Source organism: Mesorhizobium bavaricum (genome assembly GCF_056781655.1).
The window spans coordinates 299,186-318,177 of sequence record NZ_JBXAYV010000001.1; the positions used below are offsets into that span (position 1 = coordinate 299,186).

At 55.7% G+C, this 18,992-nt stretch carries 15 protein-coding genes and 2 pseudogenes; 4 read left to right on the plus strand and 13 right to left on the minus strand.

Going from position 1 to position 18,992, the window contains the following annotated elements:
• Positions 1–634 precede the first annotated feature (634 nt).
• Positions 635–952, minus strand: a complete 318-nt coding sequence (locus tag AC1RZR_RS34185; protein WP_481829537.1) for a transposase — start codon at positions 950–952, stop codon at positions 635–637.
• Positions 953–1,099: 147 nt separating this feature from the next.
• Between AC1RZR_RS34185 and AC1RZR_RS34190 the strand changes: the two are divergent.
• Positions 1,100–1,183: pseudogene (locus tag AC1RZR_RS34190) on the plus strand (integrase core domain-containing protein); the annotation flags it as partial.
• 342 nt (positions 1,184–1,525) lie between these two features.
• Here the strand turns inward: AC1RZR_RS34190 and proX are convergent.
• From proX to AC1RZR_RS34225, 7 genes are all read right to left on the minus strand, one after another.
• Positions 1,526–2,542, minus strand: a complete 1,017-nt coding sequence (proX, locus tag AC1RZR_RS34195; RefSeq protein WP_481829538.1) for a glycine betaine/L-proline ABC transporter substrate-binding protein ProX — start codon at positions 2,540–2,542, stop codon at positions 1,526–1,528.
• 77 nt (positions 2,543–2,619) lie between these two features.
• Positions 2,620–4,428: an allophanate hydrolase gene (atzF, locus tag AC1RZR_RS34200; RefSeq protein ID WP_481829539.1), complete on the minus strand. Its 1,809-nt coding sequence runs from the start codon at positions 4,426–4,428 to the stop codon at positions 2,620–2,622.
• A 91-nt stretch (positions 4,429–4,519) separates the two neighbouring features.
• The gene (locus tag AC1RZR_RS34205; protein WP_481829587.1) at positions 4,520–4,759 is read right to left on the minus strand and encodes an alpha/beta hydrolase family protein; all 240 of its coding nucleotides are present in this window, start codon (positions 4,757–4,759) and stop codon (positions 4,520–4,522) included.
• 124 nt (positions 4,760–4,883) lie between these two features.
• Positions 4,884–6,539 (minus strand): ABC transporter substrate-binding protein, encoded by a 1,656-nt coding sequence (locus tag AC1RZR_RS34210; protein ID WP_481829540.1) that lies wholly within the window; start codon positions 6,537–6,539, stop codon positions 4,884–4,886.
• A 144-nt stretch (positions 6,540–6,683) separates the two neighbouring features.
• Positions 6,684–7,622 (minus strand): alpha/beta hydrolase, encoded by a 939-nt coding sequence (locus AC1RZR_RS34215; protein WP_481829541.1) that lies wholly within the window; start codon positions 7,620–7,622, stop codon positions 6,684–6,686.
• A 46-nt stretch (positions 7,623–7,668) separates the two neighbouring features.
• On the minus strand, positions 7,669–8,379 hold the full coding sequence (locus AC1RZR_RS34220) for a GntR family transcriptional regulator (RefSeq protein WP_481829542.1): 711 nt from the start codon (positions 8,377–8,379) through the stop codon (positions 7,669–7,671).
• Between the two features lie 63 nt (positions 8,380–8,442).
• A complete protein-coding gene (locus AC1RZR_RS34225; protein WP_481829588.1) occupies positions 8,443–8,889 on the minus strand; it encodes a 3-keto-5-aminohexanoate cleavage protein in 447 nt (148 codons plus the stop codon).
• 3 nt (positions 8,890–8,892) lie between these two features.
• Here AC1RZR_RS34225 and AC1RZR_RS34230 point away from each other — a divergent pair.
• Both AC1RZR_RS34230 and AC1RZR_RS34235 read left to right on the plus strand, forming a co-directional pair.
• Positions 8,893–9,029 (plus strand): annotated as a pseudogene (locus tag AC1RZR_RS34230) (S-(hydroxymethyl)glutathione dehydrogenase); the annotation flags it as partial.
• 714 nt (positions 9,030–9,743) lie between these two features.
• Positions 9,744–11,618, plus strand: coding sequence for an MBL fold metallo-hydrolase (locus AC1RZR_RS34235; protein ID WP_481829543.1), 1,875 nt, complete (start codon positions 9,744–9,746; stop codon positions 11,616–11,618).
• 764 nt (positions 11,619–12,382) lie between these two features.
• Here AC1RZR_RS34235 and AC1RZR_RS34240 read toward each other — a convergent pair.
• From AC1RZR_RS34240 to AC1RZR_RS34260, 5 genes are read right to left on the minus strand one after another with little or no spacing between them, the layout of a single operon-like run.
• Complete coding sequence (locus AC1RZR_RS34240; RefSeq protein ID WP_481829544.1) at positions 12,383–13,270, minus strand: DMT family transporter; 888 nt, start codon at positions 13,268–13,270, stop codon at positions 12,383–12,385.
• Between the two features lie 37 nt (positions 13,271–13,307).
• Positions 13,308–14,645 (minus strand): NAD(P)/FAD-dependent oxidoreductase, encoded by a 1,338-nt coding sequence (locus tag AC1RZR_RS34245; protein ID WP_481829545.1) that lies wholly within the window; start codon positions 14,643–14,645, stop codon positions 13,308–13,310.
• Entirely contained in the window at positions 14,645–15,532 is an 888-nt protein-coding gene (locus AC1RZR_RS34250; RefSeq protein ID WP_481829546.1) for a dihydrodipicolinate synthase family protein, read from the minus strand. Before AC1RZR_RS34250 ends, AC1RZR_RS34245 begins: the two co-directional genes overlap by 1 nt.
• Position 15,533: 1 nt before the next feature.
• Positions 15,534–17,021: an aldehyde dehydrogenase gene (locus AC1RZR_RS34255; RefSeq protein WP_481829547.1), complete on the minus strand. Its 1,488-nt coding sequence runs from the start codon at positions 17,019–17,021 to the stop codon at positions 15,534–15,536.
• 37 nt (positions 17,022–17,058) lie between these two features.
• Complete coding sequence (locus AC1RZR_RS34260) at positions 17,059–17,763, minus strand: GntR family transcriptional regulator (RefSeq protein ID WP_481829548.1); 705 nt, start codon at positions 17,761–17,763, stop codon at positions 17,059–17,061.
• 61 nt (positions 17,764–17,824) lie between these two features.
• Here AC1RZR_RS34260 and AC1RZR_RS34265 point away from each other — a divergent pair, with 61 nt between their 5' ends.
• A complete protein-coding gene (locus AC1RZR_RS34265) occupies positions 17,825–18,934 on the plus strand; it encodes a GlxA family transcriptional regulator (protein WP_481829549.1) in 1,110 nt (369 codons plus the stop codon).
• The last annotated feature ends 58 nt before the right edge of the window (positions 18,935–18,992 follow it).

The window sequence follows — 18,992 nt, forward strand, 5'->3', positions numbered from 1 at the left end:
ACAAGCGAGAACCATGACGGCCTAACTTGACGCTAACGGGGACTCAACACCGCCCCGGGCAGGGCTTCCTTGGTTCGACAAGCTTCGCAGGGCTCGGTCTTAGAGCCTCTGAGGACCAGGATTTTTGCTGCAGAGACTGTCCAACGTTTTGACACCTTTCGAAAGACCGTTTGGCTGTTGAGAGGCTCGGGCCGCACTTTGCACGAATCCGCAGCTTGTCGATTGGCCTCAACAGTTCCCGCCGGCATCGGCAAGTCGACCTCGGCCAGCTTCGGCGCCCTTGCGGATCAGTCCGAATCAATGGAACGCGCTGCGTCAGCTCCCTGCACGGATCGCTGCGGTCATCGGCGGGATCGATGCGACACCGGACCCGGAGCGGCGAGCGAGCTTGGTCGGCAGGTATCACAGCTATCTGGGCGCTTGATCTGCTCAACCATCGACGCATTCTCCAAGAAGCAGGGCTCTTTGCTCCAGCAGTTGCTGCCCTCGGGCACCTGGCCCGATGATCTGCTCCACTCGCTCAAGATGGGCAGCAACCCCTTGTGCGGGGGTGGTGCGCGCTTCGCACGATCCGGAGCTACAGCTTCCAGATCCGCAACTGTCTCGCAGACGCCGCTCTCGATCTCTTCGTTCTCTATAAGCGCCGCCATTCGGTCAGCGCCAGGAGCATCGCCTTCAGCGCGTCAACGTCGGCCCGTACCGCTCGGATCACGCGAGCAAGATGATCCGCGTCCACGCTGCTGCCCACCCGCACAATCAAGTCGCCCACGACTATTTCCACGGCGCACTGTAGAGCATTCAAATCGGGTGAACTGAAGCGCCGGATAATCGCCACCCGAGGCCGGCAGGTCCTTTCCAAGAGCCGCCGCCAGTTGAACAACTGGGACGGCGCAATGCCGACACGGCGCGCGATCGCCGAGATGTTTGCGTCAGGCACAAGCGTTTCCGCCACAAGCCCGAAGAGGACGGAATCAAGATGTTCGATCCCCTGACTGTTTCTACATCAGGTATAGGCGTGCTTATAGAAATTCCCATCATCAGTTCAAAACAGAAAGCCGATGAATCGTAAATTCAGCCACCCGCTGCTACGTGGGTTCCCTTCAACGGCCGACTGCGCGATGAACTACTCAACGAGACGCTGTTTACCTCGCTGGCTCAGGCGCGCGGCGCCGACTACAACACCGCCGCAGTCCCAAATCGCCCGCCGAAGTGTGACCGCCAGCGGGGCAGGTTAGCGCGTCCACCAACTGCCCGACAGTAGCTTCTGACGCTTTCCAGCGATACGAATGGCTGATGGCATGCCTGGACCACACATGAAACGCACCTACTTCCAGATCGATTTTGGGTTAACGCTGCGACCACGCAGTTCCAAATGAGAGGCCCTCCAATCTCAGTTTGAAATAGCATAAGGTCGTCGGCGATGCCGTGCACCAAGGTCACCAGGGCAATTCGTCTGACGGTTGCACAAGCCGACAATACGAAACTGATTGGGCGAACCTCCGGCACTCGCCCAATCAGCAGTGTCTCACTTTGTTTGAGCAGCAGCCTTCGCTTCAGCGATCCACGAGTCCCACTGCTTTTGGTGTTCAGCCTTCCATTGCTCGGCATGCTTGCGGATATGGGCTCTAGTGTTCTCGCCGTTCCGCACAAGGGTATTTTCGGCGGCAATATCCGCAACAGGATATCTTAGGAGCTCAAACCATTTACGCGCTGCAGGGTTAGCGTTCAGGAATTCCGTGTTCGCCAGGACGTGAACTGACATGACGGGAAATCCGGTGTTGCCAATACTTGCGACCTTTGTGGTGCTGCCGACCTGGTCGTCGGGAAGCGAGGTAAATGGAACGGTGAGCCAAACCACTTCGTGGCCAGGCCGTAACACGCCCCCCAACCAGAAGGGCATCCAAGAATAGTAAATTGTCGGCTTTTCTTCTTTGATCCTTGCTATCGCATCAGCAATGATCGTTTCATAAGACCCTTGAATTTGATGCACGCTGCTGCGGAGACCATATGAATCCAGTTGATGTTCAATAATTCGTTCACATCCCCAACCGGCGTCACATCCGTACAGATCAGCTATGCCATCTCCATCGATGTCAAACAATTTGGCGATTGCTGGGTCTTTGAGTTGATCGATCGACTTGATCTTGTACGCGTCGGCAGCCTTCTTATCGATGAGGTAGCCCTGCATACCGTCAACCTGAAGGGTCCCGACCGGTTGTAGTTTTGTGTCACCTCCGGCATTTTTGTAGAAGGTTTTGTGAACCGGATCCACGTACTCGGCGGTAAAGCTCGCGTCTCCGCTAGCTACTGCCAGAAACGCTGCTTGCATTTGCATAGATAAGGATTCTCTAACGTCGTAGCCGAGGTCTTCCAAACCCATGATGACAAGTTCCTCTTGGAACCATTCGCTTGCTAAGTTAAAATCGGCCGGTTGGACAATTACGCCTTTTCCGGGCAATTGTTGAGAAAAGGCGGTGCTAACTATTATGTTGCAGGTGATCAGAATCATGCTTGCCGCAATATTTTTCGTAAGCGTTCTCATTGCAGTCTCCCATTGAGTTGCTGCTGGCCAGGCAGGATTTTCGGCCTCTTGCCGAAGTGGTCGCTCACCGATCAACTTCAGTTCCTTTCACCGATCGCCTTGTAGGCGCGCCAGCCACCGAAGGCTGTAATGTCGCGAGTACCCTGAAGGGCCTCTGGTTCGACAAGGAAACCTTTCACCACCCGGCCGTCCGCCAATTTTATCGTGCCGAGGGACAGCGGTGCTGGGATAGCATTTGCGAACTTCCCGAACGAAGACGTGGACAATCCCCAAATTTCGAGTTCGATTGCTCCGCCCTTGCCCGCCTGAACGCGCAGCATCCCCGGTTTTGGAGGTGAGGTAGTAAGCTCGTGTAAAACGTAGTCGGGCGCGGTTCTCGTCGTCTCGATGAGACGCCCATTCAAAGCTTCCAACTCAAAGTTCAAAGCCATACCCGAAAGATGCGCACCAACCACACCAATCCGTAACTCCTCGGCATCAATCGCCGGCATCAGCGAAAGGGGTGCCTGTCTCACCTTGCGGGAACCGACATGTAGGTGCGTATCGGCGTGGAACACCCTGCCCAAGCTAGCTAGTTTTGCATCACACCCTCCCGGCGCAAGCAGGGTTATGCCGAAGGGGATTCCGTCAGGGCGAAATGAGGCCGGTATAGCGAGGCCACAGAGATCAAGGAGATTGACAAAATTCGTGTAGGTGCCAAGTCTTCTATTCAGTTCGACTGGCTGGGCTTGGACCTCGGCAAGTGAATACGCTGTCGGAGCGGTAGGCAGCACAATTGCGTCCACCTTTGCAAAAGTCAGTGCCGCGATTCTGCGTAACTCTTGGAGGCGATAGGACGCAGAAAATGCATCCGCGGCAGTGAAGCGTGCCCCGGCCGCAATGACTTCACGCACGACCGGGTGGATGGAACTTGGGTTGCATGATAAAAGGTCTCGGGTCACGAGATAGCGCTCGGCAAGCCACGGGCCTTCATAAAGAAGACCAGCCGTCTCGTAGAACGGCTCAAGATCAAACTCGACAAGAGTGGCTCCTAGCCTTCTCCAGCGTTTCAATGCCTGGGCGTAGGCGGCCCGCGCCTCGGTGTCACCGAAGAACCTTAGCTGCTCGTTTCGGGGAACACCGAGACGAAGATCATTGGGAAACGGCGGCAAGGCATGTAGCGGCCGATCGCGGGAAAAGGGATCTGAGAGGTGAGGTCCCGCAACTACATTGAGCGCAAGTGCGGCGTCGTCCACAGTCAGCGTGAATAAGGAGATGCAGTCGAGACTGCGGCATGCCGGTACGACGCCGGTAGTCGGAATTAAACCGAGACTCGGCTTTAGCCCAACGATGTTGTTAAGCATTGCTGGTATGCGGCCCGATCCAGCTGTGTCGGTGCCTAGCGCCAACGGTACAAGGCCCGCGCTAACCGCAGTGGCTGATCCTGCACTAGACCCTCCAGGTATGATATCCGCACGGATAGGGTTTCGTGGAATGCCATAAGGAGAACGCACGCCGACAAGACCGGTCGCGAACTGATCGAGGTTGGTCTTGCCAACAATAATTGCCCCTGCAGCACGTAAACGCTGCACTACGATCGAGTCTTGGTTTGGTATATAGGAGAACGCCGGGCACGCGGCGGTGGTCGCGAAGCCCAGTGCGTCGATGTTATCCTTAACCGCTACAGGCACTCCATAAAGGGGTAGACTTGCTGCTTTCGGAGACGATGAAAGCCTTTTCGCCTGCGCGACTGCGTCTTCCTCTTCGCAGAGGCTAATGAAGACGGCCGGATCGGCGTACTGTCGAATCCTTTCATAGGTCCGCGAAATGGTTTCCTCAGGTGAAGCGATGCCAGCCCTGTGGGCGCCGAGAATCGCGTCAACTGTCTCAGGTTGATCAGGTAGCATGGCAACGGCTCCTCACAGCGAAGCTGTCAAGCGCAGCTGTCGCCGTTGAATTGGCGTACAAAGGAACTACGGTGGCGAACTTCGCGCGGAGCTAGATCATTTCGAGGTGTCTGAGAATGAACTTCCTCATCGAAATAAAAGCATCTTTTGTCTGCTCCGGATCTCGGTCGACGAAACAGTGCTCTGCCTCTTTGATCGAAATCAGGACGTGAGGGACTTCGTGTTTCTTGAGCTGGGCAGCCAGTTTTGCGGACCCCTCGTAAGACACATCTGCATCTTTAGCGCCATGGATTAGTTGCGCCGGCGGAAACCCATTAATACCATTTTCCAGTTATAAATTAATGTTGTGATGCATGTGATGCGAGGGCCAAACGATCGAAAGCGGTCGCAATAACCGGCACTCTTTGGCGTCGTTGGGGCAAGGCCGCTTGATTGTCATGCAAGGATTGCGAATGTTAGTCAGCTTGGTCGAGCCACACCTTGCCGAGCTCGATCTCCTGGGTCGGGTGCATTGTGTATCCCCTAACTTGCTTAGTCGAATGGTTAAACAAGGAAAGCCAGTAGGGCTGGATAATAATGCCTGACTCTTGCAGAAGGGTCTCGATATCCTTCATCAGCGCCTTGCGCTTATGTGGGTCCGGCACAGTCAACGCAGCATCTAGCTTCTTGTCGAATTCCGGGTTTGACCACGCAGTCTCATTCCATGCCGCGCCACTCCTATAGGCAAGCGCCAAGTTCTGTACTCCTAACGGCCGATGGTTCCAATTTGATATCGAAAGTGGGTATTTCATCCAGTCGTTGTAGAAAGTGCTGATCGGAAGAACCGTGCGCTTCACCTTAAAACCAGCTTGACGGAACTGCTGCGCGATCGTATCGGCTGAATCCTTCATCCAATCGACGTCATTACTGAAGATCTCGTGCTCGAAGTCCATCTGACCAGCTTCGGTCATAAGGTGCTTTGCAGCCTCGACGTCTTGCTTCTTTTCCGGAAGCGGGTAATACTCTGGGTGTATTGGAGCCAAATGATAGTTTGCAGCAACGGTTCCATAGCCATTATAGGCGATCTGCATCACGGCAGCATTGTCGACTGCAAGCTGTAGTGCATTGCGCACTCGCTGGTCGTCATAGGGCTTGCTTGTTACCCGTGTGCGGCAGACGAGCGTTGTGGATGTTTTTGCCTCATATCTCACCAATCCGAGTTTATCAAATGAGGCGACATCATTCGCGGAGGTCTGATAGTTCGCATCAAGTTCTCCCGACTCGAAAGCGCTCTGAACCACGGACGTATCCGAGCCACCGTAATCGATGAATTGGACTTCGTCTAAGTGCGCTTCACCGTCCCACCATCTTCCGTTGGTCCGACGCTTCAGGACGGCCTTTTGGCCTACTTCCCAAGACACCAATTCAAACGGCCCCGTACCAACGGGATGGGAAACGAGATTTGACCCGTTCTTCTCGTAGTCACGATGAACGATCATGGCAGGGTAGTCGGCCATCCCAGCGATGATTGTGATATCAGGTTTAGGTAGCTTGAGCTTAACCGTGTAGTCGTCAACCTTAATAATGGCGCCGTCCCTCGCCTTACCTGTCTTTTCATCGACCATCGTCGCCATGCGGGCGGCCATCGAATTTCCCGGTACGTCTCTTTCGCACCAGCGGAGGAGGTTGAACACCACGTCATCCGCAGTGAAGTCGTCGCCGTTGTTCCACTTTACACCCTTCCGCAGGTGCAAGACATATTCCGTTGCATCATCATTCGTGACCCAACTTTTCAGAAGCCTTGGCTCGAACGTGTATTGGGCAGTGTACTTTACCAAATTTTCAAGGAACTGGCGGTAAATATTAGCCAGTTCTCCTGTATCATTTACGCGAGGGTCCTTAACACCTTGGACTTGCATGGCAACCCGCAGCGTTCCGCCTTTTTTTGCTACCTCTTCGGCATGCGCCGACGGCATGGCGCCCAACATTGAGTATGCTAGACCTGTTGACGCACCAAAGATGGAAGCGAGCGCCAGGAACTCGCGCCGATCCATTCCGCCCTTTTTTGCCTCTTCGACGAGACTGTCGAATGGAATGGGTATTGATGTATCCTGATTGTTGAAGTAACTCATTTTGGACCTCCGAATGATTACATTTGGCCGATGGGACCCGGGCGCACTAATTATTAGGGGTCTTGCATGGCTCCCACAGCAGGCAGCGCAACTATTACCTCGAGCCGAAGATTTGTGGGAAACTTCGACATCGCACCATTGCCTTTAGTTCGCTTCGAGGTACTTGAGCACGAATTCCTGCATCGAGTTGTAAGCATCCTCGACCTGCGTTGGGTCCCCGCCGTCGAAACAGTGTTCCGCCTTGTCGATCGGTATCAGGATGTGGAAAACTTCGTGCTTCTTGAGTTGATCGGCCATTTTCGTTGACTCCTCAAAGGGGACGTCAGTGTCAAGAGTCCCGTGGAGCAGCAATGTAGGCGGATAACTATCCGTAACATTCTTCACTGGCTCATATGCCGCTATGTCTTCACTGAGAGCGTCGGGGCCGAATCCACTCACTTCCTGAGGCCATAGCCCGGTTTGGCGGTAGTACATATAGATTTTGCCGCCGTTCCCCTTCCTAAGTTGGGCGTCAGAGATGACAGTTCCATCCGTTTGCTCCTTCGCTTCTCCCTCAGTGATCTTTTCTAGATTGTATTTGGTATGCGGGTTCGGCTGGGTGTACCAGTCGGCATTCAATTCGCCGTAGCCGTACAGCGAAACGAGAGCCTTTGGTTTCGGTTGAACTCGATAACCGGTTGTCAATGTCAAGTATCCTCCAGCAGAGTCCCCTACTACGACGATCCGTTCTGCATCCAGATGGTAACACTTAGCGCCCTCTTCTCCCAACCAAGCGAAAGCTGCTTCTATATCGCTGGCGATCGCAGGAAGCTTCGTTTCTGGCGCGAGGCGGTAGTCGATGGAAACAAGCGCGAACTGACTTCTCTCTGCCAAGGCAATAATTCGCGGTAAGACGGGGTTATCGGCCGTCAGCCCTCGGTTACCTGTGATTAAGGCGCCACCATGAATATAGACGACCACTGGGCACAGACTATCGCCCTTTGGCCGGTAAATATCGGCAAGAATCTCGTGTTCGCCGACTCTTCGGTAAGTTACCGTCGTCTTCTCTAGGCTACCGTGACATGATGATACACTGACGTTCACGAACTCGTCTCCAAGTTCAGTTGATTTGGTCGTAGGGCTTCGGACGTTATCTCTGACCCATCAGAGGCTCGTACTTTCTCGCTCGGTGCAACATGTCCAAGGTGATTTTTCGGACTTCCCGCTTGCTTATCGCAATGTGGGACGTTAGCAGTCGCTGCGCGTCGTCAGAACGCCTACTTTGAAGCGCGGCAAGAATCTCGGCATGCTCGTTATACGTCGCAGTGACCCGATTATCCTTGGTGAAGTCAAGCCGGCGAATGATGCGAATGCGCTCTGTTATTTCGCGATGCGTGTGCATCATTTCGCGATTGCCAGTGCTCTCTACGATTGTCCGATGGAATGCCTCGTCCAACGCGCTTGTTTCTATTGCATCCTGCAACCGCTCGGCGGCGGGCACCTGCCAGATGCGCGCGAGTAACTCCAATTCAGGCCAGTCCTTCCTCGTGGCGCAAAGCTCTCGCGCGGCGAAACATTCAATCAAGGTACGGAAATCGTATAGCTCGTCGAACTTCTCGAAATTGAGGGGCACAATTAGCCAGCCCACCTTAGGCAGGGCCTGGATAAAACCCTCATGCTGCAGCTTCTGCAGGGCCTGCCGTAGCGGCGTGCGGCTGACTTCGATTTGCTGCGCGAGGTCCGACTCAGACAAACGATCTCCAGGCATTAAAACAAAATCGAAAATCCGCCTTTTGATCTCGTCATACGCGCGCCCGGCAAGATTTCCGGCGTCTCTATCGATATTGACGATCTTAGCCATTATAGACTCGATGGTAGAATGAAGCTCTGGTAGACATGCTAGTATACAAGAAGGTATCCAGAGTCAAGCCATTCCGAGACGATGGTGATGGCTTCGCATAGCCGTTAGGGCATTGCCGATGCAGGGTTGCCTCTTTTCTCCAACTGCGATGGTGGGTTCAGCAGGCCATTTCCGCGAACTAGGCGACGTTCTACATATACCTACGTCGTAGCATTCACATTCGAAGCGCGTGCAGCCAGCACCGACTTCCTTGATTTGTCCGTGTGATGATCTACTCGGTATTGGGATAGACTCGGGGCGGCGCGCCAAGGAATAGCTCTCCCTCCATGGATGCTGCCAGTGTTCGAACTTGCCGCGGATCCTCTGACGTCCGTAGGAAGAGAGCGATCCTATGTTAAGGGAGGCCAGTTCCGGTTTGAATCGCAGGGCGGCCGTGATCCGATCTTCGACGTTCGCCTTTGGCCCGCCACTCGTGGTGATGTTTACGATCACGTTGGATTCCCGCCGCACCCGATCGGCGTCGCTGGCGCCCGCCAAGAGATATCGACGCGGCGGTTCCAGCTGGTTACCGGGCGCAGCTGCATGGGCAACGCCTTTAATGGCGCCGCCGCACCGATGGGCCGCAGATCGTCGATTGGTACAATAGAGGAGCTTCTGAAGTGTCTCGATCACGATCCTGAACCCGCCATGCCGTCCTCGACGCAACGTCGATGCTGGGGAGCGATGCCGTGGGGCGAGGCTATTGTGCGGCAGGCTCTCGCCAAATGCTGCGTCTTCATGCCGTTCCACAAGGCGATTGGCGGCATCTCCGGCTACTTTGTCGTTTCGTTCACGCCGCAGTGGTTAAATCTCGTCGAGAACAATCAGAACGATCCCGCCTGGGCCATTCCGCGCCAGCTTAAACCTCGCTGCCCCCGTCGATGCAAAGCTCTCGGTCAGCGGCAAGAGATCTTTGGCTATCGGTCCCTTCTACGACCTCCCTATCTGCCGTCAAACAAGCGGTATCCCGGCAGGCTTGAGCTGCTTCCGCACGTCGCTGCGGACACCGACCACCCTACGCGCGTCGCAGGCGCAGGCCGTCGACCAGATCTTCGATGCAATCCAATTCAAGGCGGTGCGGAACTTGATGCGACGTTCAAACGCATGGCCGCCATTAGAACGCAGAGAACGCGCAGGGGCACGATCCCGCTCACCACCATGCTCCGGATATTTGTGTTGGGAAATCACCCCGAAGGCTTACAGAAACTCATCCCACGGATCAGTTTTTGGCATGACTGCCATAGCCGTAGGTTAGGCTATTTATAATAATCAGGCGGTCACCAGGGGCCGCTTTGTCGCTATCTGCGTTCCATGAGAAAGATGCCATGTCTCTCATTCAGCTGTCCGAACACCTTTGGGTATTTCGAGATACATGCAACGTTTACGTTCTTAAAAGCGGTAAAGAATGCTTGCTGATCGACACCGGATCGGGAGCTATTTTGCAGCATCTTTCCACAATCGGGGTCGATCATGTCAAATGGGTTTTACATACCCACCATCACAGGGACCAGTGCTGGGGCACACCCCTTATCCAACAAACAGGGGCACAAATTGCTGTACCGGAATATGAGCGTCATCTGTTCGAAAATGTCGAGGCTTACTGGCAGGCAAAGCGCATCTATGACAACTACAATGACGGAAATACGTTTTTCGCTCTGGGAGAAGATATCGCGATCAATGCTGTACTTCTTGATTACGGAAACTTTACATGGAATGGCTACAACCTCCGTGTACTGCCGGCTAAGGGTCATACTTACGGCATGATCAACCTGATTGCAGACATCGATGGACAGAAAGTTGCCTTTATAGGCGACTTGATGGCGAGGGGGGGGCGGATATATCAACTTCACGCGATGGAATATGGCTATAGCGATCTACTTGGCATCGAATTTACGATGCAATCGATACTCGCCTTGAAAAAGGAAAGCGTGCAAAAAGCCTATCCTTCGCACGGCGAGCCCATCAGTGAGGTGAAATCCGATATTGAAAAGCTTGAATCACGGCTCGAAACGCTTTCAGGTTTAGGCGGGCTTTGCACAACCGGTCTAAACAGAAAATTTGACGAAAAACGGACCATTCGAGAGAGCAAGCTTCAATCGATTTCCGAACATCTGCTTTGGGCCGGGCCGTATACCTGCTCAAACTTCTACATAGTGCTGAGTGGGGACGGCCACGCAATGCTTATCGACTATGGGCTGTCGTCAGTTGGACATCTCCATTGGGAAGCAGATTCCGATGGCATACAGGCGCTTCGGTTCATTGAACATCATATAGATCAGCTGCGCGACGATTATGGAGTCGGCAACATCGAATTGGTGATCCCTACTCATATTCATGACGATCATGTCTGTGGGATACCATTCCTTCAGCAACATTTCGGGACGAAGTGCTGGGCTCTCGATTGTGTGGCAGATATCATCAGCGACCCTGCTGCGTGGGCAAGTACGCCATGCTGCTTCCACAAACCCATCGCAGTGGAGCGTGTTCTGCGCGATGGAGAAGCATTCCAATGGAGAGGCTTCGACTTTGAGGTTCACCACGCCCCTGGCCAAACGGAGTACCACGCCCTAATTGTGGGCACGATCGACGGTAAACGCATCGTTTTTGGTGGGGATAATCTGTTCCTTCTCAACCGTGGCGCTGGAGGGATTGACCTCGAGACTCCCTTTCAGACTACAGTCATGCGCAATAGCTTTCAATTGGACATGCATCGACGCTGCGCCGATCTGCTAAAGGCGTTGAAGTTTGACCTACTATGCCCAGGCCACGGAGAGCTGATTACAATGGATCAGCGGAGAATTGAGGAATATACCGATTACATCCAACGCAAGGAAGCAGCTTTCCGTGACATAGTCGACGAACCCGCAGACCATTTCATCGATCTGTTCTGGGTACGAATGCTACCCTATCTCTCCGAGGTTAGGACTGGCAGCAGCGTGAATTTCACACTCAGGATTCGTAACAATCTGGAACGGACGGCCGTCTACGGCGCTCGTCTGATTGTGCCGCATGGCTGGACATCGGATGATGGATTTGAATGCATCACGCTTCAATCAGCGAAACGAGGTGAGATATTCCTGAGGGCCACGTCGCCCTCCGAGCTCGACCCCCGACGAAGACTTGTCACAGCGGAGATCCAGATCGACGGAATTTCGCAGGGACCAATTCCCGAGGCGCTCGTATCCACGTTACTGAATTAGCGCACTGTTTCCTCCGGTCTGGACCGCGTAGGTGCAGTTTGTGTTGTGCTAGCGCGATGGAGATCGACACCGACAAGATTGATGGTGTGGTTGTGGCAGTCCTTTGACTGATCTGCAGAATAGACTTTGCTCGGAGTCGCTTGACTGGGACGTTTTAAATCGACTCGCCGGAACCCGCGTCATGAGTGCCCGAGCGGGCCGCTAGGTCCACGGCAGGAGCTCACTAGGCTTGTTCTGCGGATGTCGGCGATGCGCGAGAGAGTGTTGATCAGCGTAGCCCTGAAGGGAGCCCGATCTGCAAAGTTGTCACACAGCCAAGGATTTCCTGCCGAGGGCTCTGCCACACAGTGCCATTCGGCGTTCGGCGGCGCCGTCGCTGTGCTCTATTAAGCCGTTGGCCACCGGGGCGCGTGGCAGATCACTGGTACGTCCAACGCTAACGCATCGCCTCGTCCGCGGGCTGAGCCCCACTAGCTCAGCCCGTCTATTCGCACTCTCACTGCAAATGGAGATACAGTGCTAGGTATTTCTTGATGATTTTTTGGGAGCCCGCGCGTTTGAGTTTCATCAAGACGATGATTGCTCGACAATATAACGAAACCACATACGGACGAATGTGCTTGGGACGTGGCAATCTCGATTCCAAGGTTGCACCAAACTCGAAATATTTTCCGGAGCATTCTCGATCCTCCTATGTAAACACGAGTGAAATTTCCCCTGTTTTCAAACGCTATCGGCATTCGACAAGGCTCAAATCCCGGCGATCACTTGGTATCTGTTACGGGATGTGTATCAGCCCGGCTCAGCGAGATTGCCGCACCACTGAGACAGATCACCAAACCTCCAAGCTTTGCTGGCGTAATCACTTCGCCGAATAAGGCCCATGCCACTACTATAGTGAAGACCGGGGTGAGATATAGCACCGTTCCGACGTGAACGGCAGATGATCGCCGCAGGCACAAGTAATACAAGGAATACGCGCCCACGGTTGAGAACAGCATGAACCAGCCAACGGCCAACCAGAATGTTGGATCCTGGAAAGGTGGACTCAGGGCACCGTCGGCCATAGCGAACGGCAAGAATAGGGTGGCGGAAAAACTGCTTTGAATGCCTATCGCGGGAAGAATTGGAGTTTCATCCTGCGAAATCTTGGCGATCATTGTCGCAGCCACCATCCCCGCAACTCCCAACACCGTCAATAAGTATGCCGCCCCAGGAGAGGAAGGTGCACCATAGCCGCCGGCGATCATAACGCCGATGAATGCAATAGCGAGGCCCGTCCATTCGCGGGCGGTGACGCGTTCGCCCAGAAAGGGACCCGCCACGGCAGCAGTCACGAGCGGCTGGAGGGCATAAATGATAGACACAGTGCCGGCCGGCATGCCGATATCGATTGCCACAATTGCACAACCAATCTGAAGAAACATACCGCAAAAACCCAGCAGCCCGTTTAGCAAGAGCGAGCGCGTGCCCGCCGAAAGGACGTGGCGGATGGATGCCGGCATCAGCAGCAGAGATATCAGCAAAAATCGCCAGAAGAGCACGAGAAAGACAGACTGAGTCTCCGCAGCCAGCTTTGCCCCGATGTAGCCGGAGCTCCACATTGCCACTAGCCCAAGGTCTAAGATTACGAAGCGATGCCGGAGTTTCATTCTGAACCAGTCGTGTTGGCCCCTGACAAAAGACGCCTTATTCGCGTCCGGCGCGCCATTCCCTGTAAGCCAGGTTCAATCGTGCACCCACTGAGGTAAGCGGCTGCGGGGGCAAGGTCTGGGGTTTCTCGAACGAGCGGAAAACCTCGCCGAGTTTGGAGCGGTGTCCGACAAGGAGTTCCGCCATTGCTATGCCAGCCGCCGTGGACTTGGTACCACCGATGCCGTTGCAGGCGCAGGCAGCGAAGATTCCGTCTGCTACCTGGCCAAACAGCGGCACTGAGTTCCGTGTAAGCGCCATCGCGCCCGCCCAGCGATACTGCATCTTCAAGTGACGATGAGCAGGGAACCGGTCCGCGAACTTGCGATCATGGAGGTCGCCGGCGCTTTTGATCGAGGCGGCGCCGACTTCGATCTTCGGATGGTAGGTGTAGCGCGAGCGTATAAGGATTCGGTCTCCACCCGGACCGTCGATACGCCGCAAGGTCGTGCCCATTGGCGAGGCTGGCGTGGCCCCCCATTTCCGGCATCCACCGAGCGCCGAGGGAGCGAACGGCTCGGTAAGCGACGCGTAAGTGAAAACGTGGAGAAGTTCACCGCTACCAAACCCGAAGCTCTCCGCGTGGCCGTTTGTCGCCAGGACCACCCGCCCTGCCCGGATCTCTCCCTTCGGTGTCTTGACGGTGCATCCGTTTGGCGAGGACTCTATCGACAGGGCAGGCGTCCGCTCAAACAGCCTGATCGGCTCCCGGAACTGATCCGCGATGGACCTGACCAACGCTGTGGGCTGCACCATGACCGCCCCGGGCGTGAATAGTCCGGACTTGAAGGATCGCGTGCCCGTGACGCCCTCAATTTCCGCGGCACTGAGAACCTGGTTCGGTTCGCCCAACGCTTTCAGTTTCAAGGAGTATGCCGCAAGGTGCTCCGTGCCTGCATCGGTCATGGCCACACTGTATTTGCCACTCGGATCGAATACGTCCTTGTCCCATCCATGCATCTCCGCCAGTCGGGCGTAATGTTGAATGGCCGTCCGCGCTACCAGGATCTCATTGTGGCTCTTGTTGGCGGCATTCACCCCGAAATTGCTCGAGGAAATGTCGTGGGGCAAATCAATGAGGAAGCCGGAGTTTCGGCCACTGGCCCCGTTTCCGACCATGTCGGCTTCGATGACGGCGACGGAAAGCTTGGGGTCGAGGTCGGCTAATCTTAGGGCTGCGGCCAACCCGGCGAAGCCAGCGCCGATGACCACTACATCGGCCGTGATGACCCGATCCAGCTCCGGCGTTGGCGTCCTCGATGGGAGCAATGCCGCCCAGCCGGACTCCGCGCCGTGGGCGGGAAGACGGCGCGCACGAAAGGTCTTGTTGACCATTATGCCGCTTCTTGTTCCACCAGTACGCCGAGCGCCGCCCCAAGCGCAGCGATGCGCTCCGCCGATAGGGGACGGAACGGCTTTCTGGCGTTGCCGCAGCCATATCCGGTCAGTTCGGAGGCCGCATATACGCTTGGCACATAGTCACCGTCCCAAAGAAGGGACATAATCGGCTCCAGCAGCTTCCAGATCGACTGGACGTCGTCCCACCTCTTTTCCTCAGCGGCCCTGGTGATTGCCACGCAGGTGCGAGGCGCAATGTTCGCACCACCCCAGATCAGTCCGGCACAACCCGCGAAAAGGGAGAACGGAACGAGCGGATCGGCCCCATTGATCACCTGCAAACCGGTGCCAATCAGCCTGACCTGACCGACCAAGTCTCCACTGCTGTCCTTGACGGCGCGAAATTCGGGCAGTTCGCACAATCTCCGCAGCAGGTCCGGCGTTATGCGCACGCCGACTGCCTGGGGTACATTGTATCCTATGATGGGCAATCCGACCCTGGCAACTTCGGCGTAGAAGTCGAAGACGCTATTGTCGTCCGAAGGCCCCTCGAAGAAGGGAGGAAGGACCATCACGCCATCCGCGCCGGAATCCTTTGCGAACCGCGTTCTTTCGACGACGTCGGCCGTAAGCAATGCCGACGTCTGGGCGATCACCTTGGCCCGTCCAGCGACGACGCGCGCGCCGCGTTCGATGAGGGACCTCGATTCATCCGGCGTCAGATAAACATGCATGCCCGTGCCGGAGCTGAAGACGATACCGTCGACGCCTGCGGCCAGATACCGCTCGATGAGTTCCTCGAAGCGCACGAAATCAATACGTCCATTTGCATCGAACGGCGCCGTGATCGCGAGATTAAGACCGGAGAAAGCAAATGATGACATTTCAGAAACCCTCGTTTGAACTGCTCAGGTCGATCCAAAGCGTTTTTGTCTGGCAATACTGGTCATGCGCGTGGAAGGCCTTGTCGCGGCCGCCGAAGCCCGACTGTTTGTAACCGCCGAACGGCGTGGCGGCGTCGCCCTCTCCGTAGCAGTTCACTGTAACGGTCCCTGCCCGGATCGCCCGTGCGGCCCGAAGCGCCCGCGTGCCGTCGGCCGTAAAGACAGAGGCCGCGAGGCCATATTCGGTCTCGTTGGCGAGCGTGACTGCTTCGGCGAGGGAGTCCACCGCAATCACAGACACTATCGGCCCGAAAATCTCTTCCCGGAGGTGCTTGCTGTCGTGGCGGTCGAATTCGATGATCGTGGGCTCGATCGTCGTTCCGTTGAAGACCTTTCCGCCAGCCACCACCTTGCCCTCGCCTCCCAGATAGCTGCTGACCTTCTCGAAATGCGTGGCTGAGATAAGCGGGCCGACACGGGTCTCCGGATCAAGCGGGTCGCCCACGGTCCAGGTCTTGGCGACTTCCTTCAGTTTTTCAATAAGGCGGTCCTTAATGTCCCTATGGACGAGGACACGAGAGATGGCCGAGCAGTTCTGACCCATGTTCCAGAACGCGCCGTTGCCGATATGGGAGGCCACGGCGTCAAGATCGGGAACGTCGTTCATGACGATGCAAGGATTCTTGCCGCCCATCTCAAGAACCACTTCCTTCAAATTGCTCTCGGAGGAGTACTTTAGGAAGCGACGTCCCGTGTCGGTGGAGCCTGTGAAGGAAATCGCGTCGATGTCGGGATGGCGACCGATAGGTTCCCCGACGTCCGGGCCATCGCCGGTCACGACATTGAATACCCCGGGCGGCAGGCCGGCCTCCAAAGCCAACTCCGCGACCCGCAATGTCGTGAGCGAAGTCTCTTCGGCGGGCTTGACCACAATCGTGCAACCCGCCGCAAGAGCAGGGCCGATCTTCCATGCAAGCATCAGAAGAGGGAAATTCCAGGGGAGCACGATGCCGACGACGCCGATGGGCTCGCGAACGATCAGGCCAAGAGTGGCGTCGTTCGCAGGTGATACCTGGTCATAAATCTTGTCGACGGCTTCGGCATGCCATCTAAGGCTGTTGATCGTCTCGGGGACGTCGATGTTGATGCAGTCACTGATGGTCTTACCGCTGTCCAGGCTCTCCATCAGCGCCAGCTCAAGCGCGTTTTCCTCAATGACAGAGGCCAGTCTGAGAAGGACTTTCTTCCGGTTCGCCGGGGCGAGTTTCGACCATCGGCCGTCCTCAAACGCATGCCGCGCGACGGCTACGGCCTTGTCGACATCGGCGGTCGAACCTGCCGGAAGCTCCGCCAGGACCTCCCCCGTCGCCGGGTTGAGAGTTGCAAAGGTTCTGGCCGACGCGGCCGCTATCGGCACCCCATCCACGATCATCTTGTTAGGAAGCTTGAGCGAGCCTGCTTGTGTTTTATAGTCGACTTTATTGAGCATTTCTGTTCTCCCTGGTATCTCGTGACACGGACAACGATTATCCGTCGAGTTCGCCCTGCATGCCGTTGGGCACCGCATAGAGCGCCACGTCGTTTCGGAAGACTTCGAGATGGGAGCGCACCAGTTCACCCGCCCGCTCTGCATCCCGGTCTTCAATAGCCTCGATCATTTGATCGTGCTGCAGGGCAGCAATTTCCTGGTCCTTCTGGATCCGCGGCCCTCCGTTTTGGCGATAGAAGATTTTCCCGATCCGAGCGTGATCGATGAGAAGCTTCTTGAGGCTGGGAAGCAGATACTGGTTGTGCGCCATCCTTCCGATGTTGAGATGAAACTGGTGGTTGAAGATCACCCTGTTCTCGACGTGGCCATCGACAATGGACTGTCGGAACTTTTGTTGAGTCTCTTTGAGGACCGCGAGGTCCCCAGCATTGTGGTTGACTGCCGCCAGCTTCGTCGTTCCGACGTAAATCATCGGAGCGACGATCAGGAAATCCCGAAGCGTCTGATAGGACATGATGGATACGCGCGCTGCGCGGTTGGTCTCGAGATCGACGTAGCCCTCACCCGCCATCTGTCGCATGAGTTCGCGGACCGGCGGACGGGAGAGGCCAAATTCCTCGCTGAGAGCAACTTCGTCGAGAACTGCTCCTGGCTCGAGCTGCATCGTCAGAATGCGATGCACCAAGGTTTCAGCAAGAATGCCCTTTCGGTCCGTCGAGGCAGCAGGTTGATCCTGGATCATATAGGCTCCTTATCTCGCAGATAGACATATTGTAGACAAACATCATGAGTCAAGATAGGACATGGCATATAACCTCAATGCCGCGTCGGCCTTTTGGCAGTTTGCACGGCCCTTGAACCAGCGGAAACAGACGGTGTTTCATTCATACCCTAGGCGCAGAACGGCCCCTTCCGTTCGGCTCAAGGTGGGGTTTATCCTGGCCCGTTCCTTCACGTTGACCGCCTTCGCCATGTTTATCGACACGCTCAGACTTGCCAGTGATGACTTTGACAGGTCAGGCCGGATCAAGGCGGACTGGGAGGTGCTGTCGCATAGCCGCCATCTCGTCTCGTCTAGTTGCGGCGTCCAGGTCTCGCCGACGTCTTCATTCCTGGACCCGATGGAGTTTGACTACATTGTGGTCGTTGGAGGACGGTTGGCCGCTGGTCAGTCGGTCGACGACGAAACGCTGAAGTATCTTCGGGATGCTGCGACCAAAGGCGCGCGATTGATCGGAATTTGCACCGGGACGTTCATTTTGGCCGAGGCAGGTCTTATGGCCGCTCATGAGACCTGCGTCAGCTGGCTCCACTTCATCGATTTCCGCGAGCGATTTCCTGATCTTAAGGTTCGGGCGGATAGAATCTATAACTTGGATACGACGCGGGGGTCGTGCGCGGGCGGCAGCAGCACGGCCGATCTGGCTGCAGAACTGGTGCGACGGCACATTGGTAATGCGGCAGAGCGGAACGCGCTTGAAGTTCTGCAGATCGACAAGGCCCGCAGTGCAGAATGGGTACAACCGCGTCGGCCGCTGATGATCGACGCTCATGATCCAAGGCTTCGCGCTGCCCTGATCCTTATGGAGCAGAACGTCGAAAACGCACTGTCAGTGTCCGAGTTGGCGGCAGCATTGGGGATATCGCGACGACAACTCGAGCGTCTCTTTTTCAAGGAGGTGAACAGTTCCCCGGCGATTGTGCATCGCCTGATGCGGCTGGAGCGCGCAAAACAACTTCTCCTGAAAAGTAACAATCCTCTAATCGAAATCGCCATTGAGGCCGGGTTCGAAAACGCCTCTCACTTCGCAAAAGTCTTCAAAAAGGCTTACGGTCAATCACCTTCTGCCTGGAGGCGCTTGGAGGGCAATTCGCAACATGTTGAACGAGCTTGGCAAACGCGGGCCCAGTGAGCTGGAAATGGCGCCCATTCCCGCCCAACTCGGTAGCGCCTACGACCGCGATTACGCC

Coding starts and splice junctions, on each gene's coding strand:
- atzF (WP_481829539.1), bottom strand. CDS start 4,428: ATGCTACCTGATCAACCTGAGACAGTTGACGCGATTCTCGGCGCCCAC.
- AC1RZR_RS34260 (WP_481829548.1), bottom strand. CDS start 17,763: ATGATCCAGGATCAACCTGCTGCCTCGACGGACCGAAAGGGCATTCTT.
- AC1RZR_RS34250 (WP_481829546.1), bottom strand. CDS start 15,532: ATGTCATCATTTGCTTTCTCCGGTCTTAATCTCGCGATCACGGCGCCG.
- AC1RZR_RS34265 (WP_481829549.1), top strand. CDS start 17,825: ATGGCATATAACCTCAATGCCGCGTCGGCCTTTTGGCAGTTTGCACGG.
- AC1RZR_RS34220 (WP_481829542.1), bottom strand. CDS start 8,379: ATGGCTAAGATCGTCAATATCGATAGAGACGCCGGAAATCTTGCCGGG.
- AC1RZR_RS34235 (WP_481829543.1), top strand. CDS start 9,744: ATGTCTCTCATTCAGCTGTCCGAACACCTTTGGGTATTTCGAGATACA.
- AC1RZR_RS34245 (WP_481829545.1), bottom strand. CDS start 14,645: ATGGTCAACAAGACCTTTCGTGCGCGCCGTCTTCCCGCCCACGGCGCG.
- AC1RZR_RS34210 (WP_481829540.1), bottom strand. CDS start 6,539: ATGAGTTACTTCAACAATCAGGATACATCAATACCCATTCCATTCGAC.
- AC1RZR_RS34255 (WP_481829547.1), bottom strand. CDS start 17,021: ATGCTCAATAAAGTCGACTATAAAACACAAGCAGGCTCGCTCAAGCTT.
- proX (WP_481829538.1), bottom strand. CDS start 2,542: ATGAGAACGCTTACGAAAAATATTGCGGCAAGCATGATTCTGATCACC.
- AC1RZR_RS34240 (WP_481829544.1), bottom strand. CDS start 13,270: ATGAAACTCCGGCATCGCTTCGTAATCTTAGACCTTGGGCTAGTGGCA.